14 protein-coding genes and 1 other annotated feature are annotated in these 15,601 nt (G+C 39.2%); of the genes, 10 read left to right on the top strand and 4 right to left on the bottom strand.

The genetic code is table 11. The features are described 5' to 3' along the window. Window positions 1-27: 27 nt before the first annotated feature. From CSV64_RS02705 to CSV64_RS02695, 3 genes are all read left to right on the top strand, one after another. The gene (locus tag CSV64_RS02705; protein ID WP_099633510.1) at window positions 28-1,707 is read left to right on the top strand and encodes a hypothetical protein; all 1,680 of its coding nucleotides are present in this window, start codon (window positions 28-30) and stop codon (window positions 1,705-1,707) included. Window positions 1,708-2,342: 635 nt separating this feature from the next. Continuing rightward, window positions 2,343-3,134, top strand: coding sequence for a gluconate 2-dehydrogenase subunit 3 family protein (locus CSV64_RS02700; RefSeq protein ID WP_099633509.1), 792 nt, complete (start codon window positions 2,343-2,345; stop codon window positions 3,132-3,134). 27 nt (window positions 3,135-3,161) lie between these two features. Continuing rightward, window positions 3,162-4,919, top strand: coding sequence for a GMC family oxidoreductase (locus CSV64_RS02695; RefSeq protein ID WP_099633508.1), 1,758 nt, complete (start codon window positions 3,162-3,164; stop codon window positions 4,917-4,919). A 69-nt stretch (window positions 4,920-4,988) separates the two neighbouring features. Here the strand turns inward: CSV64_RS02695 and CSV64_RS02690 are convergent, their stop codons facing one another. Beyond that, window positions 4,989-5,687 carry a pseudouridine synthase gene (locus CSV64_RS02690; protein ID WP_099633507.1) on the bottom strand — a complete coding sequence of 233 codons (699 nt, stop codon included), beginning with the start codon at window positions 5,685-5,687 and terminating at the stop codon, window positions 4,989-4,991. 243 nt (window positions 5,688-5,930) lie between these two features. Between CSV64_RS02690 and CSV64_RS02685 the strand changes: the two genes are divergently transcribed. From CSV64_RS02685 to CSV64_RS02670, 4 genes are all read left to right on the top strand, one after another. Continuing rightward, a complete protein-coding gene (locus tag CSV64_RS02685) occupies window positions 5,931-6,452 on the top strand; it encodes a GNAT family N-acetyltransferase (protein WP_099633506.1) in 522 nt (173 codons plus the stop codon). Window positions 6,453-6,714: 262 nt separating this feature from the next. Continuing rightward, window positions 6,715-6,915, top strand: a complete 201-nt coding sequence (locus CSV64_RS02680; RefSeq protein WP_085130578.1) for a cold-shock protein — start codon at window positions 6,715-6,717, stop codon at window positions 6,913-6,915. Window positions 6,916-7,207: 292 nt separating this feature from the next. Next, window positions 7,208-7,684, top strand: a complete 477-nt coding sequence (locus tag CSV64_RS02675) for a peptide-methionine (S)-S-oxide reductase (protein ID WP_099633505.1) — start codon at window positions 7,208-7,210, stop codon at window positions 7,682-7,684. Window positions 7,685-7,800: 116 nt separating this feature from the next. Continuing rightward, window positions 7,801-9,609, top strand: a complete 1,809-nt coding sequence (locus CSV64_RS02670; protein ID WP_099633504.1) for a M3 family oligoendopeptidase — start codon at window positions 7,801-7,803, stop codon at window positions 9,607-9,609. A 181-nt stretch (window positions 9,610-9,790) separates the two neighbouring features. Here the strand turns inward: CSV64_RS02670 and brnQ are convergent, their stop codons facing one another. From brnQ to CSV64_RS02655, 3 genes are all read right to left on the bottom strand, one after another. Next, window positions 9,791-11,092, bottom strand: coding sequence for a branched-chain amino acid transport system II carrier protein (gene brnQ / locus CSV64_RS02665; RefSeq protein WP_099633503.1), 1,302 nt, complete (start codon window positions 11,090-11,092; stop codon window positions 9,791-9,793). Between the two features lie 252 nt (window positions 11,093-11,344). Continuing rightward, window positions 11,345-11,597: a binding site (T-box leader), on the bottom strand. A gap of 201 nt (window positions 11,598-11,798) precedes the next feature. Continuing rightward, window positions 11,799-12,497: an anthrone oxygenase family protein gene (locus CSV64_RS02660; RefSeq protein WP_233190394.1), complete on the bottom strand. Its 699-nt coding sequence runs from the start codon at window positions 12,495-12,497 to the stop codon at window positions 11,799-11,801. 42 nt (window positions 12,498-12,539) lie between these two features. Beyond that, window positions 12,540-13,097, bottom strand: coding sequence for a TetR family transcriptional regulator (locus CSV64_RS02655; protein ID WP_099633502.1), 558 nt, complete (start codon window positions 13,095-13,097; stop codon window positions 12,540-12,542). Between the two features lie 263 nt (window positions 13,098-13,360). Here CSV64_RS02655 and CSV64_RS02650 point away from each other — a divergent pair, with 263 nt between their 5' ends. The 3 genes from CSV64_RS02650 to CSV64_RS02640 all read left to right on the top strand — a co-directional run bounded on the left by CSV64_RS02650 (window position 13,361) and on the right by CSV64_RS02640 (window position 15,431). Further along, window positions 13,361-14,272, top strand: coding sequence for a DsbA family oxidoreductase (locus tag CSV64_RS02650; protein WP_099633605.1), 912 nt, complete (start codon window positions 13,361-13,363; stop codon window positions 14,270-14,272). 14 nt (window positions 14,273-14,286) lie between these two features. Continuing rightward, window positions 14,287-14,592: a monooxygenase gene (locus CSV64_RS02645; protein WP_099633501.1), complete on the top strand. Its 306-nt coding sequence runs from the start codon at window positions 14,287-14,289 to the stop codon at window positions 14,590-14,592. Between the two features lie 101 nt (window positions 14,593-14,693). Next, the gene (locus tag CSV64_RS02640; RefSeq protein ID WP_199168394.1) at window positions 14,694-15,431 is read left to right on the top strand and encodes a pirin family protein; all 738 of its coding nucleotides are present in this window, start codon (window positions 14,694-14,696) and stop codon (window positions 15,429-15,431) included. The last annotated feature ends 170 nt before the right edge of the window (window positions 15,432-15,601 follow it).

Here is a 15,601-nt window from a genome sequence, read left to right as displayed (position 1 = left end):
TCTAGTAACCGGAAAAGAGTGTTGGATATGTTGAGTTTACTACTATTTTCAGTACTTGTAGGGGTCGTGGCGAGTGCGATGATCGTGCCGTTCCTCTCTGTAAATAACAAAAAAGAACCATTGTCTTTTAACCGCTGGATCGCTTTTGGAACACTGACGGTGATCAGTACGATTGGCGTATTCATATTTTATTACGTGACAAATTTAGATCGCAACTGGACATCGTTGTGGGCATTGTTACTTGTTGTCGCTATTTTAGGGGCAGTCGTTTCTCAAGGTGTGGAGCGTAAAGTCAAAATGGTCGTGACGTTGGCAGCCTTACTCGTTGGAGTGTACGTCTTAAGTGCACCTCTTTTCAACGCAAATAAAAAGTATGAAACGGTTGCGATGAAGCAAAAAGTGGAAATTACTGCGTTTGATGAAACCAAAACGCCGGCAAGTGTACCACCAAAGTTTGCACGCAATAAAATGAAAAAAGCATTTGGTCAAGTGCCGGATACGAGCTATTATGAGCTGGGACATTTGCAAATTCAAAAAGTGAATGATGAATTTGTCTATATTGCACCTGTGGAGTTTTCAGGGTTTTTTAAATGGTTTAATGGAAAAACAACACCTGGTTATTTCACAATGAGCGCAACGGATTCGTCAGATAACCCGAAATTCATTAAAACGGAAATGGCGTATACGACGTCTTCTTACTTCCATAAAAAAGTGTATCGTAAAATGCGTATGGAAATGCCGGATTTGATTTTTTACGGAGATGTTCAATTAGAAATTGATGATGATGGTAAGCCGCATTATATTCGCACGTATGGGGAATTCATTACAGCGCGTAACGGATTTAACGCCAAAGGAATTGTCATGTTGGATCCTGAAACAGGTGCTACGAAGAAGTATGCGTTACAAGATGTTCCTGAGTTTATTAATGGAGCGGTTTCACCAGAAGCGGTAAGTCTTCAAAATAGCTATTTCGGGAATTACATCCATGGTTTTTGGAATTCACTTGTTGGGAAAAAAGATGTGAAGATTCCTTCAGATGAAGGGACGGAAGCGAATGTCAGTCCGATCTTTGATGCGGAAGGACATATGTATTACTTCACTGATTTCACCAGTCCAAAAGAAGGTGTCGATTCCATGCTTGGCTATGCCTTAACAGATGGTCGAACAGGGAAAGCGACGTATTATACGGGGGATTTGGAAGAGTCGTACATGGATTCACAAGGTGCGCTCCAAATTATTGAAAAGAAGTTTATCGAGAAGAAATGGAATGGTGAAATGCCTGTCTTGTATAACTTCTACGGTGAAGCGAGCTGGTTGACACCGGTACTAGATTCGAACGGATTCTTGCAAAATTATTTCATTGTTTCCGCTGCAAATCCTGAGATCTCTGTATTTGCGAATACACCCAATGAAGCGTTAAAATTGTATAAAACAGCACTTCAACGTGGTGGCAGTTCGGTGGATGGAAGTTCTGATGCAGAAGAAGCGAAAGCAACGATTACAGCAATGCGTGTATTTAAAGAACGTGTTGGTGATTTTACACTCGTATCAATTCTCGCGAAAGATGGTCGGAATTTCCTTGTTTCATCTGAGGTTGAACCCCTTTCTATATATGTAAAAGAAGGCGATCAGCTCACTGTGACGTATTTGGAAACGGGTGAGTTATTCTTACCAGTCAAGGAATTGGTTAATAACAGTGTCAAATAAATGAGTAGGAAATAGCCTGACAGCGCAGTAGCGTTGTTAGGCTGTTTTTTTTGCATTCGTGTAGTTATATTACTATTTGGATATAGTAATAATCAAGGGTTTTTCCATGATGTACTTAATAAACTAGTAAGGTTTGAATATGAAGAGTTACAATCAAAGATTCCTTAACAAGTAATTTATTAATACTGAATTATCCATGATAGTAAATGTTAGATGGAGCTTTCCTCACACGTTTTAAATGTGTATTTATTTTACTTTAATCGAGTATAAAGCTATAACAACAGTTTTTCACAAAATGAATTTAGCGAATATAAAGGAGAAGAATCTTAAGTTAAAAGTATTAAAATAGTCTAATGGCATAGTTTACTCTTCAGCCATTTATCTTTTTTCAAGTAATTTCACGTAAAAGACTTGTATATCTCTATTCAATTATCGAAAAATTTAAATATATTCATACATAACGTATTGAATAGCAAAATGAACTGTGGTAAAGTCGGGGGACTATGGTGAAATTGCTACTATTTTGTCAATATAGGTAGTCTGTATTTTTATTGACACAAATTAACAATTTCTCTATAAAGCAACAAAGCAATGGATACTAGTACTGACTAATTTTCATGCATAGGAGTGATTAAATGGCTGAAAACAATACCCCCAAAACAGAAAGTCATGATCCGGGTCGTAGAAACTTTCTGAAAAACACCGGTCTAGTTGTAGGTGGCGTAGCAGGTGGATCTTTACTAGGTGGCTTATTTACGAATCAGATGAAATCAGATGACGGCAAAAAAGGAAAAAATGAAGACGCTGTCAAAGTGGATCCGTCCCATGCACGAGTGTTTTTCGGACGCTTTGAAGACTTTATCGTGCTGGCAACGGCTACGGAACTGATTTTCCCTGAAGACGATAACGGCCCAGGAGCTATCGGGTTGGATGTACCGTATTTTATCGATAAACAACTCGCAGGAACTTGGGGCATAAATGGTGACGACTACCGTCAAGCACCTTTTACCAATCTGGAAGGTTTGAAGAAAATCGAGAAGGCTGATGAAAAAGTCAATCATTCACGGGCGAACCGAGGGAAAATTTTCCTGGAAGGTTTACGCTTGATGAATGGGGAAAGCATGAAGCGCTTTGATGCTTCCTTTGATCAGGCTACTGAAGAGCAACAAAATGAAATCATGGGCGATCTTGCAGCGGGTAAGCTCGACATGAAATCTATTCCTTCGGATGCGTTCTTTGCGCTACTCAAGCAAGCTACATTAGAAGGGGCGTTTTCTGATCCTTTATATGGTGGCAATAAAAACATGGACGGTTGGCGAATGAAAGAATTTGCTGGAGCTCGACCTTCTTATGCAGACGTTATTGAAAGTGAAGAATTTGTTAAACTAGATCCAATTAGTTTGACGGACTATCAAAGAAAGAAATAAATTCAACATTTTCAGGAGGTAGAAGATATGGCAGAAGAACTAAAGAAAGTAGACGTAGTAATTGTAGGTACTGGCTGGGCTGGTGGGATTACTGCTGCTGAACTCGCGAAAAAAGGATACAAAGTAGTGGCACTTGAAAGAGGTAAAGAACAATCACGAGACGACTTCATTGGTGCGAAAGACGAATTAAAGTACTCCATTCGTTACGATATGATGCAAGATTTATCGAAAGATACTGTGACAGCAAGAGGTAGTATGGAAGAAACAGCGAAGCCGGTTCGTAATAATAACTATGCGCGCTTTGGGAATGATACAGGCGGCGCTAGTGTTCACTGGAATGGCGTAAGCTTACGTTGGTTACCTTATGACTTTGAGATACATAGTCAAACAGTTGAAAAATACGGTGCCAAAAAGATTCCTGAAAACTGTACGATTCAGGACTGGGGCGTTACATACGATGAAATGGAACCGTATTATGATAAATTCGAAAAAACAGCTGGCGTTTCTGGTGAGGAAAACCCTGTCGGACCTCCACGTTCGGATAAGTATCCCAATCCACCTTTGAAAACGACACCATCGATCGAACTGTTTAAAAAAGCTTCAACAAATCTTGGGTATCATCCGTATCGTTTACCAGCTGCGAATATGTCTGAGTCTTATACAAATCCAGATGGCGAGACGATCAATGCGTGTATGTATTGTGCGTTCTGTGAAGAGTATGGATGTGATTTCGGTGCCAAAGGAGATCCAATCGTTACGGTATTGGAAACGGCAAGAAAAACAGGAAACTTTGAAATTCGGAATGAATCCACTGTGACTGAAGTCATTCATGATGGAACGAAAGCAATCGGCTTGAAATATATTGATAATATTACAGGTACGGAATATATCCAGCCTGCAGATATTGTCGTGTTAGCTGGATTTGTCTTTACGAATAATAAATTATTACTAAAATCTAAAATAGGCAAGCCGTATAATCCTGAAACTCAAGAAGGCGTGATCGGGAAAAACTTTACAGGTCACTTTAGTAATATTAGTACCTACATAGGTGCACGCGGCTTCTTTGATAATGAAAAGTGGAATTTATCAATGGGTACAGGTGCACTAGGTGCGAAAGTGGATGACTTTGCAGGAGATAACGTAGATCATACCGATCTCGATTTCCTTCATGGCTATGAAATTCGTTACTACCATTTAGGGCAACGTCCGATTGATAATAACCACGTTCCAGAGGGTACGCCTGCATGGGGTAAGGAATATAAAGAGAAAAATTTATTTTATCATAACCGTAGTTTAATCATTAGAGCAAAAACTGCTTTCCTGCCTAACCGCTATACGTATCTAGATTTGGATCCTACGTATAAAGATGAATTTGGCGACCCACTAATTCGTGCGACAGTGCATTATGAAGAACAAGACATCAAACGTGCACAACATGGCGTTGAAACATGTAAGGAAATCATGACAGAAATGGGTGCGGATATTATTGATCTAGTTGACGTGCCGGACGACGTGAAGTTTGATAGTAAGTTCTATACCAACCACTTCCTTGGTGGTGCCATTATGGGTGAAGATCCTGTTACATCCGCTGTTAATACGTATTCGCAAATGTGGGATATGGAGAACTTGTTTGTGCTTGGTGGATCTTCCTTCCCGCATAACAGTAACCATGACCCTACAGAAACAATCGGTGCATTCGCTTACCGTGCTTCAGAAGGTATGATCGAGTACCTTGGCGGTGAAGGTGGCTTGTTAGTAGAAGCTAAACAAACGAGCAAAGCTTAAGTGTGAGTATGAATGACCTATTATAATAGCCTAGCATCGCACATGCGATGCTAGGCTATTTTTACAAAATTACAGTTTCAACTTCGCTATCTCTTCGTCAGACAAGTAACGCCAGTGACCACGTTCCAATGATCCGAGCTCAATGTGCTTGATTCGCACTCTTTGCAAGTGCGTGACAGTATATTGAAATCGTCTGCACATTCTGCGGATCTGTCGATTCAATCCTTGAGTCAATGTTATGCGAAATGTAAAGTCATCCAACTGCGTAACGTCACAAGGCTTAGTCGTCGTATAGCCTTTTGTTCTTGGATTGTAAATATCTACGCCGTTTGATATATCTTTTATAAATAGATCCGTGATTTTTTTATTGACCGTTACGACATATTCTTTTTCCTGCTGATTTTCTTCTTTCATTAACTCATTTACAATACTTCCATCATTGGTTAATAAAATAAGGCCTTCCGTTTCTTTATCTAGGCGTCCAACGGGAAATATACGTTCAGGATAGGCGATAAAGTCGATAATATTACCGGCAATCGCAGGAGAAGCAGTACAAGTGATTCCACTCGGTTTATTAAGCATCATATAAATATCTTGTGCTGTGTGCGTGATAGTGTGGCCGTCTACTTCGATATGATCATGCTCTTTAACAAAGTAGACATGTGACGCAATCTCGCCGTTTACTAGCACCTTTTCTGCTGTAATATAGCGCTCCGCTTGTCTTCTAGAACAGAATCCCGAAGAACTAATATATTGATTCAACCTCAACGTGTCCGCTCCTTGTCTATCTACGTGTTTCTTTCATTGTAACATGTTTGCTATTTCGCTTAATGACTTTATGTAGCTTACTACTATAGAAGGAGATCAACTTGCTGTTTCATTTAATAAGATGATTCATGTTCTTTTCAGTACGTAGAAAGCGAGTGGTTATATTATAATGGTACTATGCAAAGTTTCCTTGTTAAACAAGTTCATCCAATTGCAAATTATAGAAATTAGGAGGGGCTGTCAATGAATATTGAATTCATACCATTAACCGAACCAACATCCATGCTTGTGAATACGCTCAACCGATGGGGAAATGACATGAATTTAAAATCATTGTCTCAACCTAATCCAAGTAGAGCGGAATGGGAACGAGAAGATCTTTTGACCATAGAAGATATATACCATCGTTTAACATATCAACATGTATACCTGATGTATTTGGAAAACCGGCTCATCGGTGAAATGAGTTATACCGTGGACCCTGAACATCTGCTTGACAAGACGTCAGAAACAGCATGGATCAGTATTTTGATAGGTGAGCCTGAATATCGTGGAAAAGGTATTGGTAGTATGGCTTTAGAGTATTTGGAAGAGCAAGTGAGAAAGCATGGTCTTACGCGAATCGAGCTAGGCGTATTTGAATTTAATGAGCCTGCGCTGAAGCTTTATAAGAAGTTAGGGTATCAAGAAATGGGACGCATAGAAAACTTCACGTATTATGAAGGCAGCATGCGAGCTGATATTCGGATGGAAAAGCATATTTGAATGTGATTGCAAAAGTCTACGTAAACACTGAAAACAAGCAGGTTCTTGGATATAAAAAAGAAGAACCCTAAAGGTTTGTTTTAAGAAAGAAACAAAGGGGTTGCTTTTTTTTAATATGTCTGTTATATTTAAAGAGTATTATCTTTGTTCTTTTTCAGATCGAGAATATATTTCATGTAAATATATTTTGTTTTTCGTCTAAAGTTTTGAGCAAGTATAGTAACATCATTGTGTGGACATCCACACTAGGAGGCAATTAATTATGGAACAAGGTACAGTGAAATGGTTTAACGCAGAAAAAGGTTTTGGCTTCATCGAGCGCGAAGCAGGGGAAGACGTATTCGTACACTTCTCAGCAATCCAAGGCGACGGTTTCAAATCTTTAGACGAAGGTCAAAGTGTAACATTTGAAATCGAACAAGGACAACGTGGCCTACAAGCTACTAACGTTCAAAAAGCTTAATAACAGCTTGAAAAAGACCCTACTTGTAGGGTCTTTTTTTATTTGATGAAAATTCATACATATCGTATACGTAAAAATTACTTGGATGAAACATATTCATCATGTCATTGCATTTTTTTCGAACGAGAAGTTGATGGGAGATCGTAACATCATGTGCAGCGATGGAATACGTTTAAACATGCGTGTAATTTATGTATACTATCAAGGAACAGAAAAGATATTAGACGACGCGTGGAAGGACTCAAAACCCTAGTATAGCGGGTCAAGACTTACAGACGAGAGGAGCGTCAATATGGAAGTAGTATATATTGCTGGTGGTTGTTTATGGGGAGTGCAGGCTTTTATAAAAACCTTACCAGGTGTGACATGTACGGAAGCAGGGAGGGCGAATGGAACACTTCATTCACTAGAAGGCGATTATGACGGGTACGCTGAATGTGTAAAAACAGAATTTGATCCTACAGTTGTATCCGTCACAGAATTAATGGAGTATTTATTCGAAATCATTGATCCATATAGTTTGAATAAACAAGGGGCAGATGTTGGCGAGAAATACAGAACAGGTGTCTATAGTGAAAATCTTGAACACGTGAAAGAAGCGGCAGTGTTTCTTGCGAAGAGAAATGATGCTGACCGTATAGTTGTGGAAGTAGGACCGCTTACAAATTATGTGAGAAGTGCAGACGAACATCAAGACAGATTAGCTCAATGTCCAACTGATTATTGTCATATACCAGATGAGTTATTGAACAGGTATAAACCGTCTTGAAATCAAACAGAATGAACACAGTTTGACGAATTGGTTTATAATGAACATAGTTATCGAAACTTTCTTATTTTAGTAACAAAGTTTACAGTAGATATATATAAGGAGAGTGACATACATTGAAATATACGAACACATGGGATCTAGAGAGTATTTTTACTGGTGGAACTAATTCTGAGGAAGTTCAAACGAAGCTTTCGGCTGTTAAAGAAGATATTGAATTGTATGCCGATCAGTTACACGCATGGAACAGTGATCCGGCTACCGATGCCTCTACTTTACATGAACTATTAGAAAAGCAAGAAGTAATCGGTAAAGGACTTGGCCAAGTAGGTACATTTATTAATATGTGGCGTGACGCCTTTATGGATGATCCGTATGCAAGCGTTGTCAAAGGCCAAGTAATGGAATTAAGCAGTGAAATTCAGCAACTATCTACAATCTTTACTAAAAAGCTGGTAGCCATTTCGGATGAAAACTGGAATACATTACTTGAAGGCGATACATTGCGGGTCATCAGTTTTTCATTAAATGAAATACGTGAAGAAGGTAAACGTCTAGTATCTGAAGCGGAAGAAAAACTGATTGCTAAATTAAATAAAGACGGTCTTGCCGCGTGGAGTGATCTATACAATACAGTAGGTTCTACTATGACTGTTCCCTTTACTGATAAAGACGGCAACACAACAGACTTATCTATTGGGCAAGCGATGAACAAAATGTACGCGGATCCTGAGCCAGAAGTGCGTGCAGCATTATTTGAGAATTGGGAAAAGACATGGTCTACGAATGGACCAATTTTTGCGGACATCTTGAATCATTTAGCAGGCTATCGCTTAACATTACAAGAGGTACACGGAAGAAAAGGTCATTTAGAAGAGCCACTGGAATATAATCGGATGTCTGAAGATACACTCACTGCGATGTGGTCAGCAGTAGACGCGCAGAAGCAAACATTTATTGATTATTTGGGACGAAAAGCAGATTTGTTTGGCGTGGATCAGCTTGGGTGGCAAGATGTGGCGGCTCCGGTAGCGGTAGGCGAAGCAAAGCCAACGCGTTTCACATACGACGAGGCTTGCGATTTTATTATTGAAAACTTCGCTTCATTTGGCCCGAAATTAACCGAGTTTACAAAACATGTACTAGAAAATCGTTGGGTGGAAGCGGAAGATCGCGCAAATAAACGCCCAGGTGGTTATTGCACCAGCTTGCCTGAATTTGAAGAATCCCGTATTTTCATGACTTTCACAGGCTCACCAAGTGATACGAGCACATTAGCGCATGAATTAGGACATGCATTTCATAGTCACGTAATGAAAGATTTACCGACACTGAACCGTAGTTATGCGATGAACGTCGCAGAAACAGCGAGTACGTTTGCTGAAACGATTATAGCGGATGCTACGGTGAGAAATGCTACATCGAATGAAGAAAAAATTTCCCTTTTAGCTAATAAACTAGAAGGCGCTACAGCGATGTTTTTAAATATTCGTGCTCGCTTCTTGTTTGAGGATAACTTTTACACGGAACGCGCAAAAGGCATTGTATCAGAAACTCGCTTGAATGAATTAATGGTAGAAGCGCAAAAAGAAGCATTCGGTGATAGCCTGTCTTCTTATCATCCGCATTTTTGGGCGGCTAAGTTGCACTTCTTTATCGATAGTGTGCCGTTTTATAACTTCCCCTACACATTCGGGTACTTGTTCAGCTTAGGGATCTACGCAGAATACTTGAAACAGCCTGAAGGATTTGAAGAGAAGTATATTGCGCTCTTGCGAGATACGGGATCGATGAAAGTGGAAGACCTAGCGAAGAAACATCTGGATGTAGATATTACGAAAGAAGATTTCTGGGCAGCTGGCATTTCACTCGTTGCAAAAGACGTAGAAGAGTTTGTTGAACTGACGGATACAGTACAGAAGTGAAATTGAAGGAGTGAAATGTGATCACAATCATACTAACAGTGATCGTCGTTGCATTCATGGTTGTCGCGGGGTATAAAACTGCGCAAAAGATCAATAAACGGTAATGATGTTAGAATATGCAGTAATAGAAGGCAAAAAATCCCGCTTCTTTTAATAAAAGAAGCGGGATTTTCTATTTATTTTACTGACTTCCTTGAGGAGAAAACCTATCCATTATATAACCAATGAAGGCAGCAACTAACGCGGGTACAGCCCAGCCGAGTCCATACTCGAAAAATGGAATAACTTCTAGCCACTCGGTAACGCGATCTGGACTGTATCCCAACTTCGTGAATACTTCGTATAACGCAAAAGCGGACGTGATAAATATGGAGAGCCGATACATCATCTTTCCGCCACCTGCAACATGTTGGAATAAAGATAAAATGATTAACACAATAGAGATCGGATAAATAAACACTAATAAAGGTATGGCCAATGCTAATATAGCATTCAATCCTAAGTTAGATACTAACAAACCGACTAGTACAAAAATAGCGACATATGCCTGGTAACTTAGTTTTGGATATATTTCATTGAAAAATCTTGAACAGGCATTAATTAGACCGACACAAGTCGTTAAACAAGCTAGCATGACAATGATACCGAAAAGAAGTCCGCCGCCACTTGGGAACAACATGCTGGCTGCTTTCGTTAATACTTCTGCACCATTTCCGAAATTTTGTTCTTTCGGAATCACCTTGCCGATCCATCCTAGTGAGAAATACACAATGGCTAATCCCGCGCTAGCTATCAAGCCGGCACCAAGAGTCCCTTTAACAAGTTCTGCCTTCGACCTCGAACCTTTATCTTTCAACGCATTGATTACAACAATTCCAAATGCCAGCGCTGCGACAGCATCCATTGTGAAATAGCCTTCCAAAAAGCCATTAACAAATGGGGCTGATGCATAATCTGGTCGCGGAGCAGAAGATATGTTATCAAACTTGATAAAAGCTTGGACGACAAGTACTCCTAAAACTAATAAGAGAATAGGCGTTAAAAATTGGCCGATGCGATCTACAATTTTTTTAGGGTTTAAACTGATGTAATAGGTTAAACCGAAAAATAATAATGAGAATACAAGCAACGGGAAGCTTCCATCCACTTGAACGATTTGTTTAAATCCTAGCTCATACGCCACGTTTGAAGCTCTTGGAATACCGTAGAAAGCTCCGATCGACATATAGATGATGATCGCAAAAACGATTCCGAACACTTTATGTACACGGTTACCCATCGAAAATAGTCCGTTATCAGACAAGGCGATCGCCATGATTGCCATGAAGGGTAGTAGAACACCTGTGATAAGGAAGCCTATAATAGCAGGTGCAAAATTAGTACCAGATTCTAAACCGAGAAATGGTGGAAAAATGAGATTTCCAGCTCCGAAAAATAAAGAGAAAAGCATGAATCCTGTGAATAGTATGTGTTTTTTACTCACGATAATACCTCCTGATGTGTTTTGTGTGTGTCTAGAGTAAAATGAAAGTACATAATATCGATATGTATAAAGCAATTATAATCTAGAATATTGCGACTTTGCAAAATATAGTGTTAACTGTATTGGTTATTTTCCCAGTACAGTAGATTCAACGTATACATTTCGTTGTGGAAGGTGATTACTGTCAATCTTGTGCTGTATTCATCTTCATTTTCTCTCCTATATTTTTGCGCATAAAAAACTCGCCCCCTAAATAGGGACGAGTTTTTACTCGCGATACCACCCATGATCCAAAAGCTTCGTAAAACAATGAGAAGGTCTAACCCTCAGTCACCTTACGATTATACGTGTTCCATTTAACGTTGGAAGTCCGGCAAAATTTACTATTTTCAACTTTGCATCTTAGAGATGATTTTCCGATACGAACTGTCCATCGGCTTTCACCAAATGCCGACTCTCTTGGGAACAGGTTTCTTATCGTACTCTTTCTCGTCACTGAATATTATATACTACAATACAATTTAACAGACTACTATTAGAAAGGTCAATACCTTTTAATATATTCGGAATAGTACAACACTTAACCAATTTGAATAGGTGGAAGTTTCATACAAAGTTAGAAATTATAGTTTTTACTTTGCGTACTCCAAAGAATGCATGAACTAACACATACCCCAATACCTTTTGCTGATTGAAGCGTTGCTTATTATATAATAAGCAACGCAATGATGAGTGCAGAGACACTGAACATGCAAGTGATGGTACGCAAGTTGTTCAGCCGTGTCCAACTGGATTCAAAACGGACTCTTAATTCATTCCATTTAGTATCGCTTGCAGGTAGCTCAGCAGAGATAATAGCTTTATTTAGTGGAAGGTTTCCTAAGAAAGTAATGAGTAAAGTCGCAATATAAAAGATCAATGCGATAGATCCTAATACAACTTGATCAACTTGCTGTGCCAAAACAGCTACTACAACAAATCCAATTTGCGCTATAAGTGCACCATTTGAAATAATGAGGAAAAGTGGATTGGCTACGGATGAAGTCAAGTGTCTAATGGCAAGAACGAAAGTACGATCATCTGATTTACGCAGACCCGGCATGACGGAGTTTGCGTATGCGAAGACGATGCCAGCCATCATTCCAGTTGTGAGTACAGCGAGACCCGCTAAAACTATAAAGAGTAATGACCGATTGTCTTGGCCTCGCACATGTTGTTCAGCAATCCACCCTTCGCTCAATTCCGTGGATTGTAGTGCAGCTGGTTGCGAAAAACTGTATTGCTGTAATTGGTGGTCATACATCTCGGTGTGGGGTACATTGTCCGAAGCAAAGGCTATCGATGGCAATAGCAATAGGCAGAAAATGACTAAGACAGCGCGAAACCCTGTAAATAATCCATTCATACGTGTTTATATCTCCTTTAGTGTGTGCATGTCACGCATGATTCAAATGTCATGCTTGTGAAGTAAATGAGGTATGGCTAATTGAATAAATTCTTCTGGTGTGATCTTGTTACTTTGTCTTTTCCATTCTACAGAAGCTCCATAAATTCCCCAACTCAAGATGACAGCGGTAATTTTCAACCCTTCATCTTCTTCCGTTTTATGTTGTTTTAATAGCATTCTATAAAAAATGATTTCGAGCTGTTCTCGAATATTCCGTGCAATCGTATCTTCGTATCCTCTGTGACAACGATTCGATAAGGATTTTTGGAAGTTCGTGATCGCTACAAAAATACTCGTGATCACTTCTTCATTTAATTCATTGTCTTGATAATTGCTGCAATCCAAATTCACTACTAACACTTCAGATAATACCTTTTCCAATAAGTCATATATATCCTCAAAGTGATAATAGAACGTTGCACGATTAATCATCGCTTCCGCCGCAATATCTGTAACGGTAATATCTTTAAATTCTTTTTTACCCGACAGTTCCATAAAAGTATCCATGATTAATTTACGTGTACGTAGAATTCGTGGGTCCGTCTTTGGTTGATTCATGTCGTTTTTCCTCCTACTTTTCCGACAATGTCTTCAATGTGTTGTATAAGCGACAAAACCAAGGTTCTATTGGTGTTGATCATTTTCATTATGGTATAGAATTTAGTTGTAGGCAAATGATTAGCGCGTAAAGCAGAGGATACGAAACGTAATTAAATTTTACGCTAGCAGTGAAAATTAGAAAAAATAGATTCGAACGGAAGAAAGCGCGGATTCCGTAAACTATAGAAAAGGGGAATAATACATTGAAAAACAACAATAATATGATGTGTGATATGGAAACAGGAATATGTGGAGAAGCAGGAAGCGATGAAATGGAAATGATCGATTTTAATCAGCCAGCAAAAGAGATTAATTTGTATTATGTGACGGATCCTATATGTTCTCATTGTTGGGCGATTGAACCTGAGCTTCGTCGATTTGTAGAACAATATGGTCATTACTTCAACATGCATACGGTGATGGGCGGTTTATTGGAAAAATGGCATGACGGGCCGATCGATCCTGGAAATGGTATTTATAAGCCGGCTGACGTGGCGGGTCATTGGAGAGAAGTTGGAGAACATTCAAGAATGCCGATTGATGGTAGTTTAATGGTTGATAATCCAGTCCAATCTTCGTATCCTCCGTCTCGTGTATTTAAAATTATTCAAAAGAATCATGGCGACACATTGGCATCTGCCTATTTACGACGTACAAGAGAAGAGCTTTTCGTATTCAATCAAAATATTTCAGAACGCGCTGAGATGGTTGAAATCGTCAATGCACTTGGCCTTGATGGAGAAGCGATTGTCAATGAAGCGGAACAACCAATCGGACAACAATTATTGAATGAAGACTTTGCCCAAGCGAGAAGTTTAGGCGCAACGGGTTTCCCAAGCATTATTATGATCAATGCAGAAAATAAAGGCTTGAAAATTGTAGGGGGTCGTCCACTTGAATCCTACGTCGATGGATTAAAAAAAGTTCTTGACGTCGACACACTACAACCAAAGCCACAACCAGCACTTTCTAGCTTACTTGAAAAAGAAAGACTACTTTTCTCAAAAGAACTTGAAGTGATGTACGATGTAGAACAATCTGACGTAGCTTCTTATGTAGAAAAAGAACTTTCACCAAATCCATATCAAGCAAAAGAAATACTAGGAGAAGTCTATTTCACAACTACTGAATGAAAAGGAGAATGATCATGAGCTATATTGCACAAGTTGATTTTAAAATGGATGGACCGTTTGGAGAAGAAATGGCAGAAGGATTTGCTGATTTGGCGAAAAGCATCAATGAAGAAGAGGGATTCATTTGGAAAATATGGACAGAAGATCCTGAAGCCAAAGAAGCCGGTGGAATTTACAATTTCGAAACAAAAGAATCGGCTGAAAAATATGTAGAAATGCATACAAAGAGATTAGCTAGTTTTGGCATTACGGGCGTTAACGCAAAAATCTTTGCTGTTAATCCTACATTGACTGCGATCAATAAAGGACCTGTAAACTAAATAGCTAGAAGTATTTGTGTAAAACACGTACTATAACATAAAATCGACTTCCTCTTGGATAGTCGATTTTATTGTATACGATGAAAAAGGAGGAGTTACGATTGTTACAAAAACTTGCAGCAGGACATCATGCCGTGCCATTTAGAGGACCCTTCACCATTACACGCGTTCAACCGGGCGACATTCTTGGTGATGAAACAACAGACACGGCATTTGGACCATTAGCGATCATTGATCATGCGGTGATGAAAAAAGGGTTAACGATTAAAATGCACCAGCATATCAATGATGAAATTTTAAGCTATATTGGCTCTGGCGTCATGCATCATCGTGATTCTGCAGGATTTGAAGCGCCGATTGCTCGCGGGAAATTAATGTTGATGAATGCAGGAGCAGGGTTTTGGCATGAAGAAAAAGTAAATGAAGATGAAGTGGAAATGCTTCAAATCTTCGTGCGACCGAATGAAACCGATCTATCACCGGAAATTCAATTTCATGATAAACCGGTAGACAATAAGGATTGGTATGTCATGGTTGGGCCTGAAGGTAGCGAAGCCCCATTGTATGTACGACAACAAGTCTACATTCTAGACGCGCATCCTAAAGCAGGTGAAGTGGTTGACGTTCCAAGCTATTCAGGTCTCACTCCTTTCCTATACGTCATGAATGGAGAGATTACGATGGAGCATCTGACAATTGGCAAACAAGAAGCGGTAACCGATCCAGTCAATCCACTACCATCGTTTGTCGCGAATGAAGATACTACACTTGTCCTGTTCTTTGTTGAAATGACTGCGGCTATGTCTATGGATGGAACTATTAGTGGGGTGAAGAAGTAGCCACGAATAAATGAATTTAAAATTTTATGTGTTGACAACGAAATTTACCCGTGTTATATTTATATTGAATTCGAGATAAGTTAATTAATTGCAAATGCAATTGACGTTAATTTAAAGACAATCTCTTTTTTTTAAATGAATTTATCTCGAATTAATAGTATATCAAAACG

The sequence above is a fragment of the Sporosarcina sp. P32b genome, assembly GCF_002743335.1.
Lineage (GTDB): Bacteria > Bacillota > Bacilli > Bacillales_A > Planococcaceae > Sporosarcina.
Note: the sequence above shows the minus strand (reverse complement) of the source record. Positions and strands in the feature narration are given on the sequence as shown.

Coding starts and splice junctions, on each gene's coding strand:
- CSV64_RS02705 (WP_099633510.1), top strand. CDS start 28: ATGTTGAGTTTACTACTATTTTCAGTACTTGTAGGGGTCGTGGCGAGT.
- CSV64_RS02700 (WP_099633509.1), top strand. CDS start 2,343: ATGGCTGAAAACAATACCCCCAAAACAGAAAGTCATGATCCGGGTCGT.
- CSV64_RS02695 (WP_099633508.1), top strand. CDS start 3,162: ATGGCAGAAGAACTAAAGAAAGTAGACGTAGTAATTGTAGGTACTGGC.
- CSV64_RS02685 (WP_099633506.1), top strand. CDS start 5,931: ATGAATATTGAATTCATACCATTAACCGAACCAACATCCATGCTTGTG.
- CSV64_RS02680 (WP_085130578.1), top strand. CDS start 6,715: ATGGAACAAGGTACAGTGAAATGGTTTAACGCAGAAAAAGGTTTTGGC.
- CSV64_RS02675 (WP_099633505.1), top strand. CDS start 7,208: ATGGAAGTAGTATATATTGCTGGTGGTTGTTTATGGGGAGTGCAGGCT.
- CSV64_RS02660 (WP_233190394.1), bottom strand. CDS start 12,497: ATGAATGGATTATTTACAGGGTTTCGCGCTGTCTTAGTCATTTTCTGC.
- CSV64_RS02655 (WP_099633502.1), bottom strand. CDS start 13,097: ATGAATCAACCAAAGACGGACCCACGAATTCTACGTACACGTAAATTA.
- CSV64_RS02650 (WP_099633605.1), top strand. CDS start 13,361: ATGATGTGTGATATGGAAACAGGAATATGTGGAGAAGCAGGAAGCGAT.
- CSV64_RS02645 (WP_099633501.1), top strand. CDS start 14,287: ATGAGCTATATTGCACAAGTTGATTTTAAAATGGATGGACCGTTTGGA.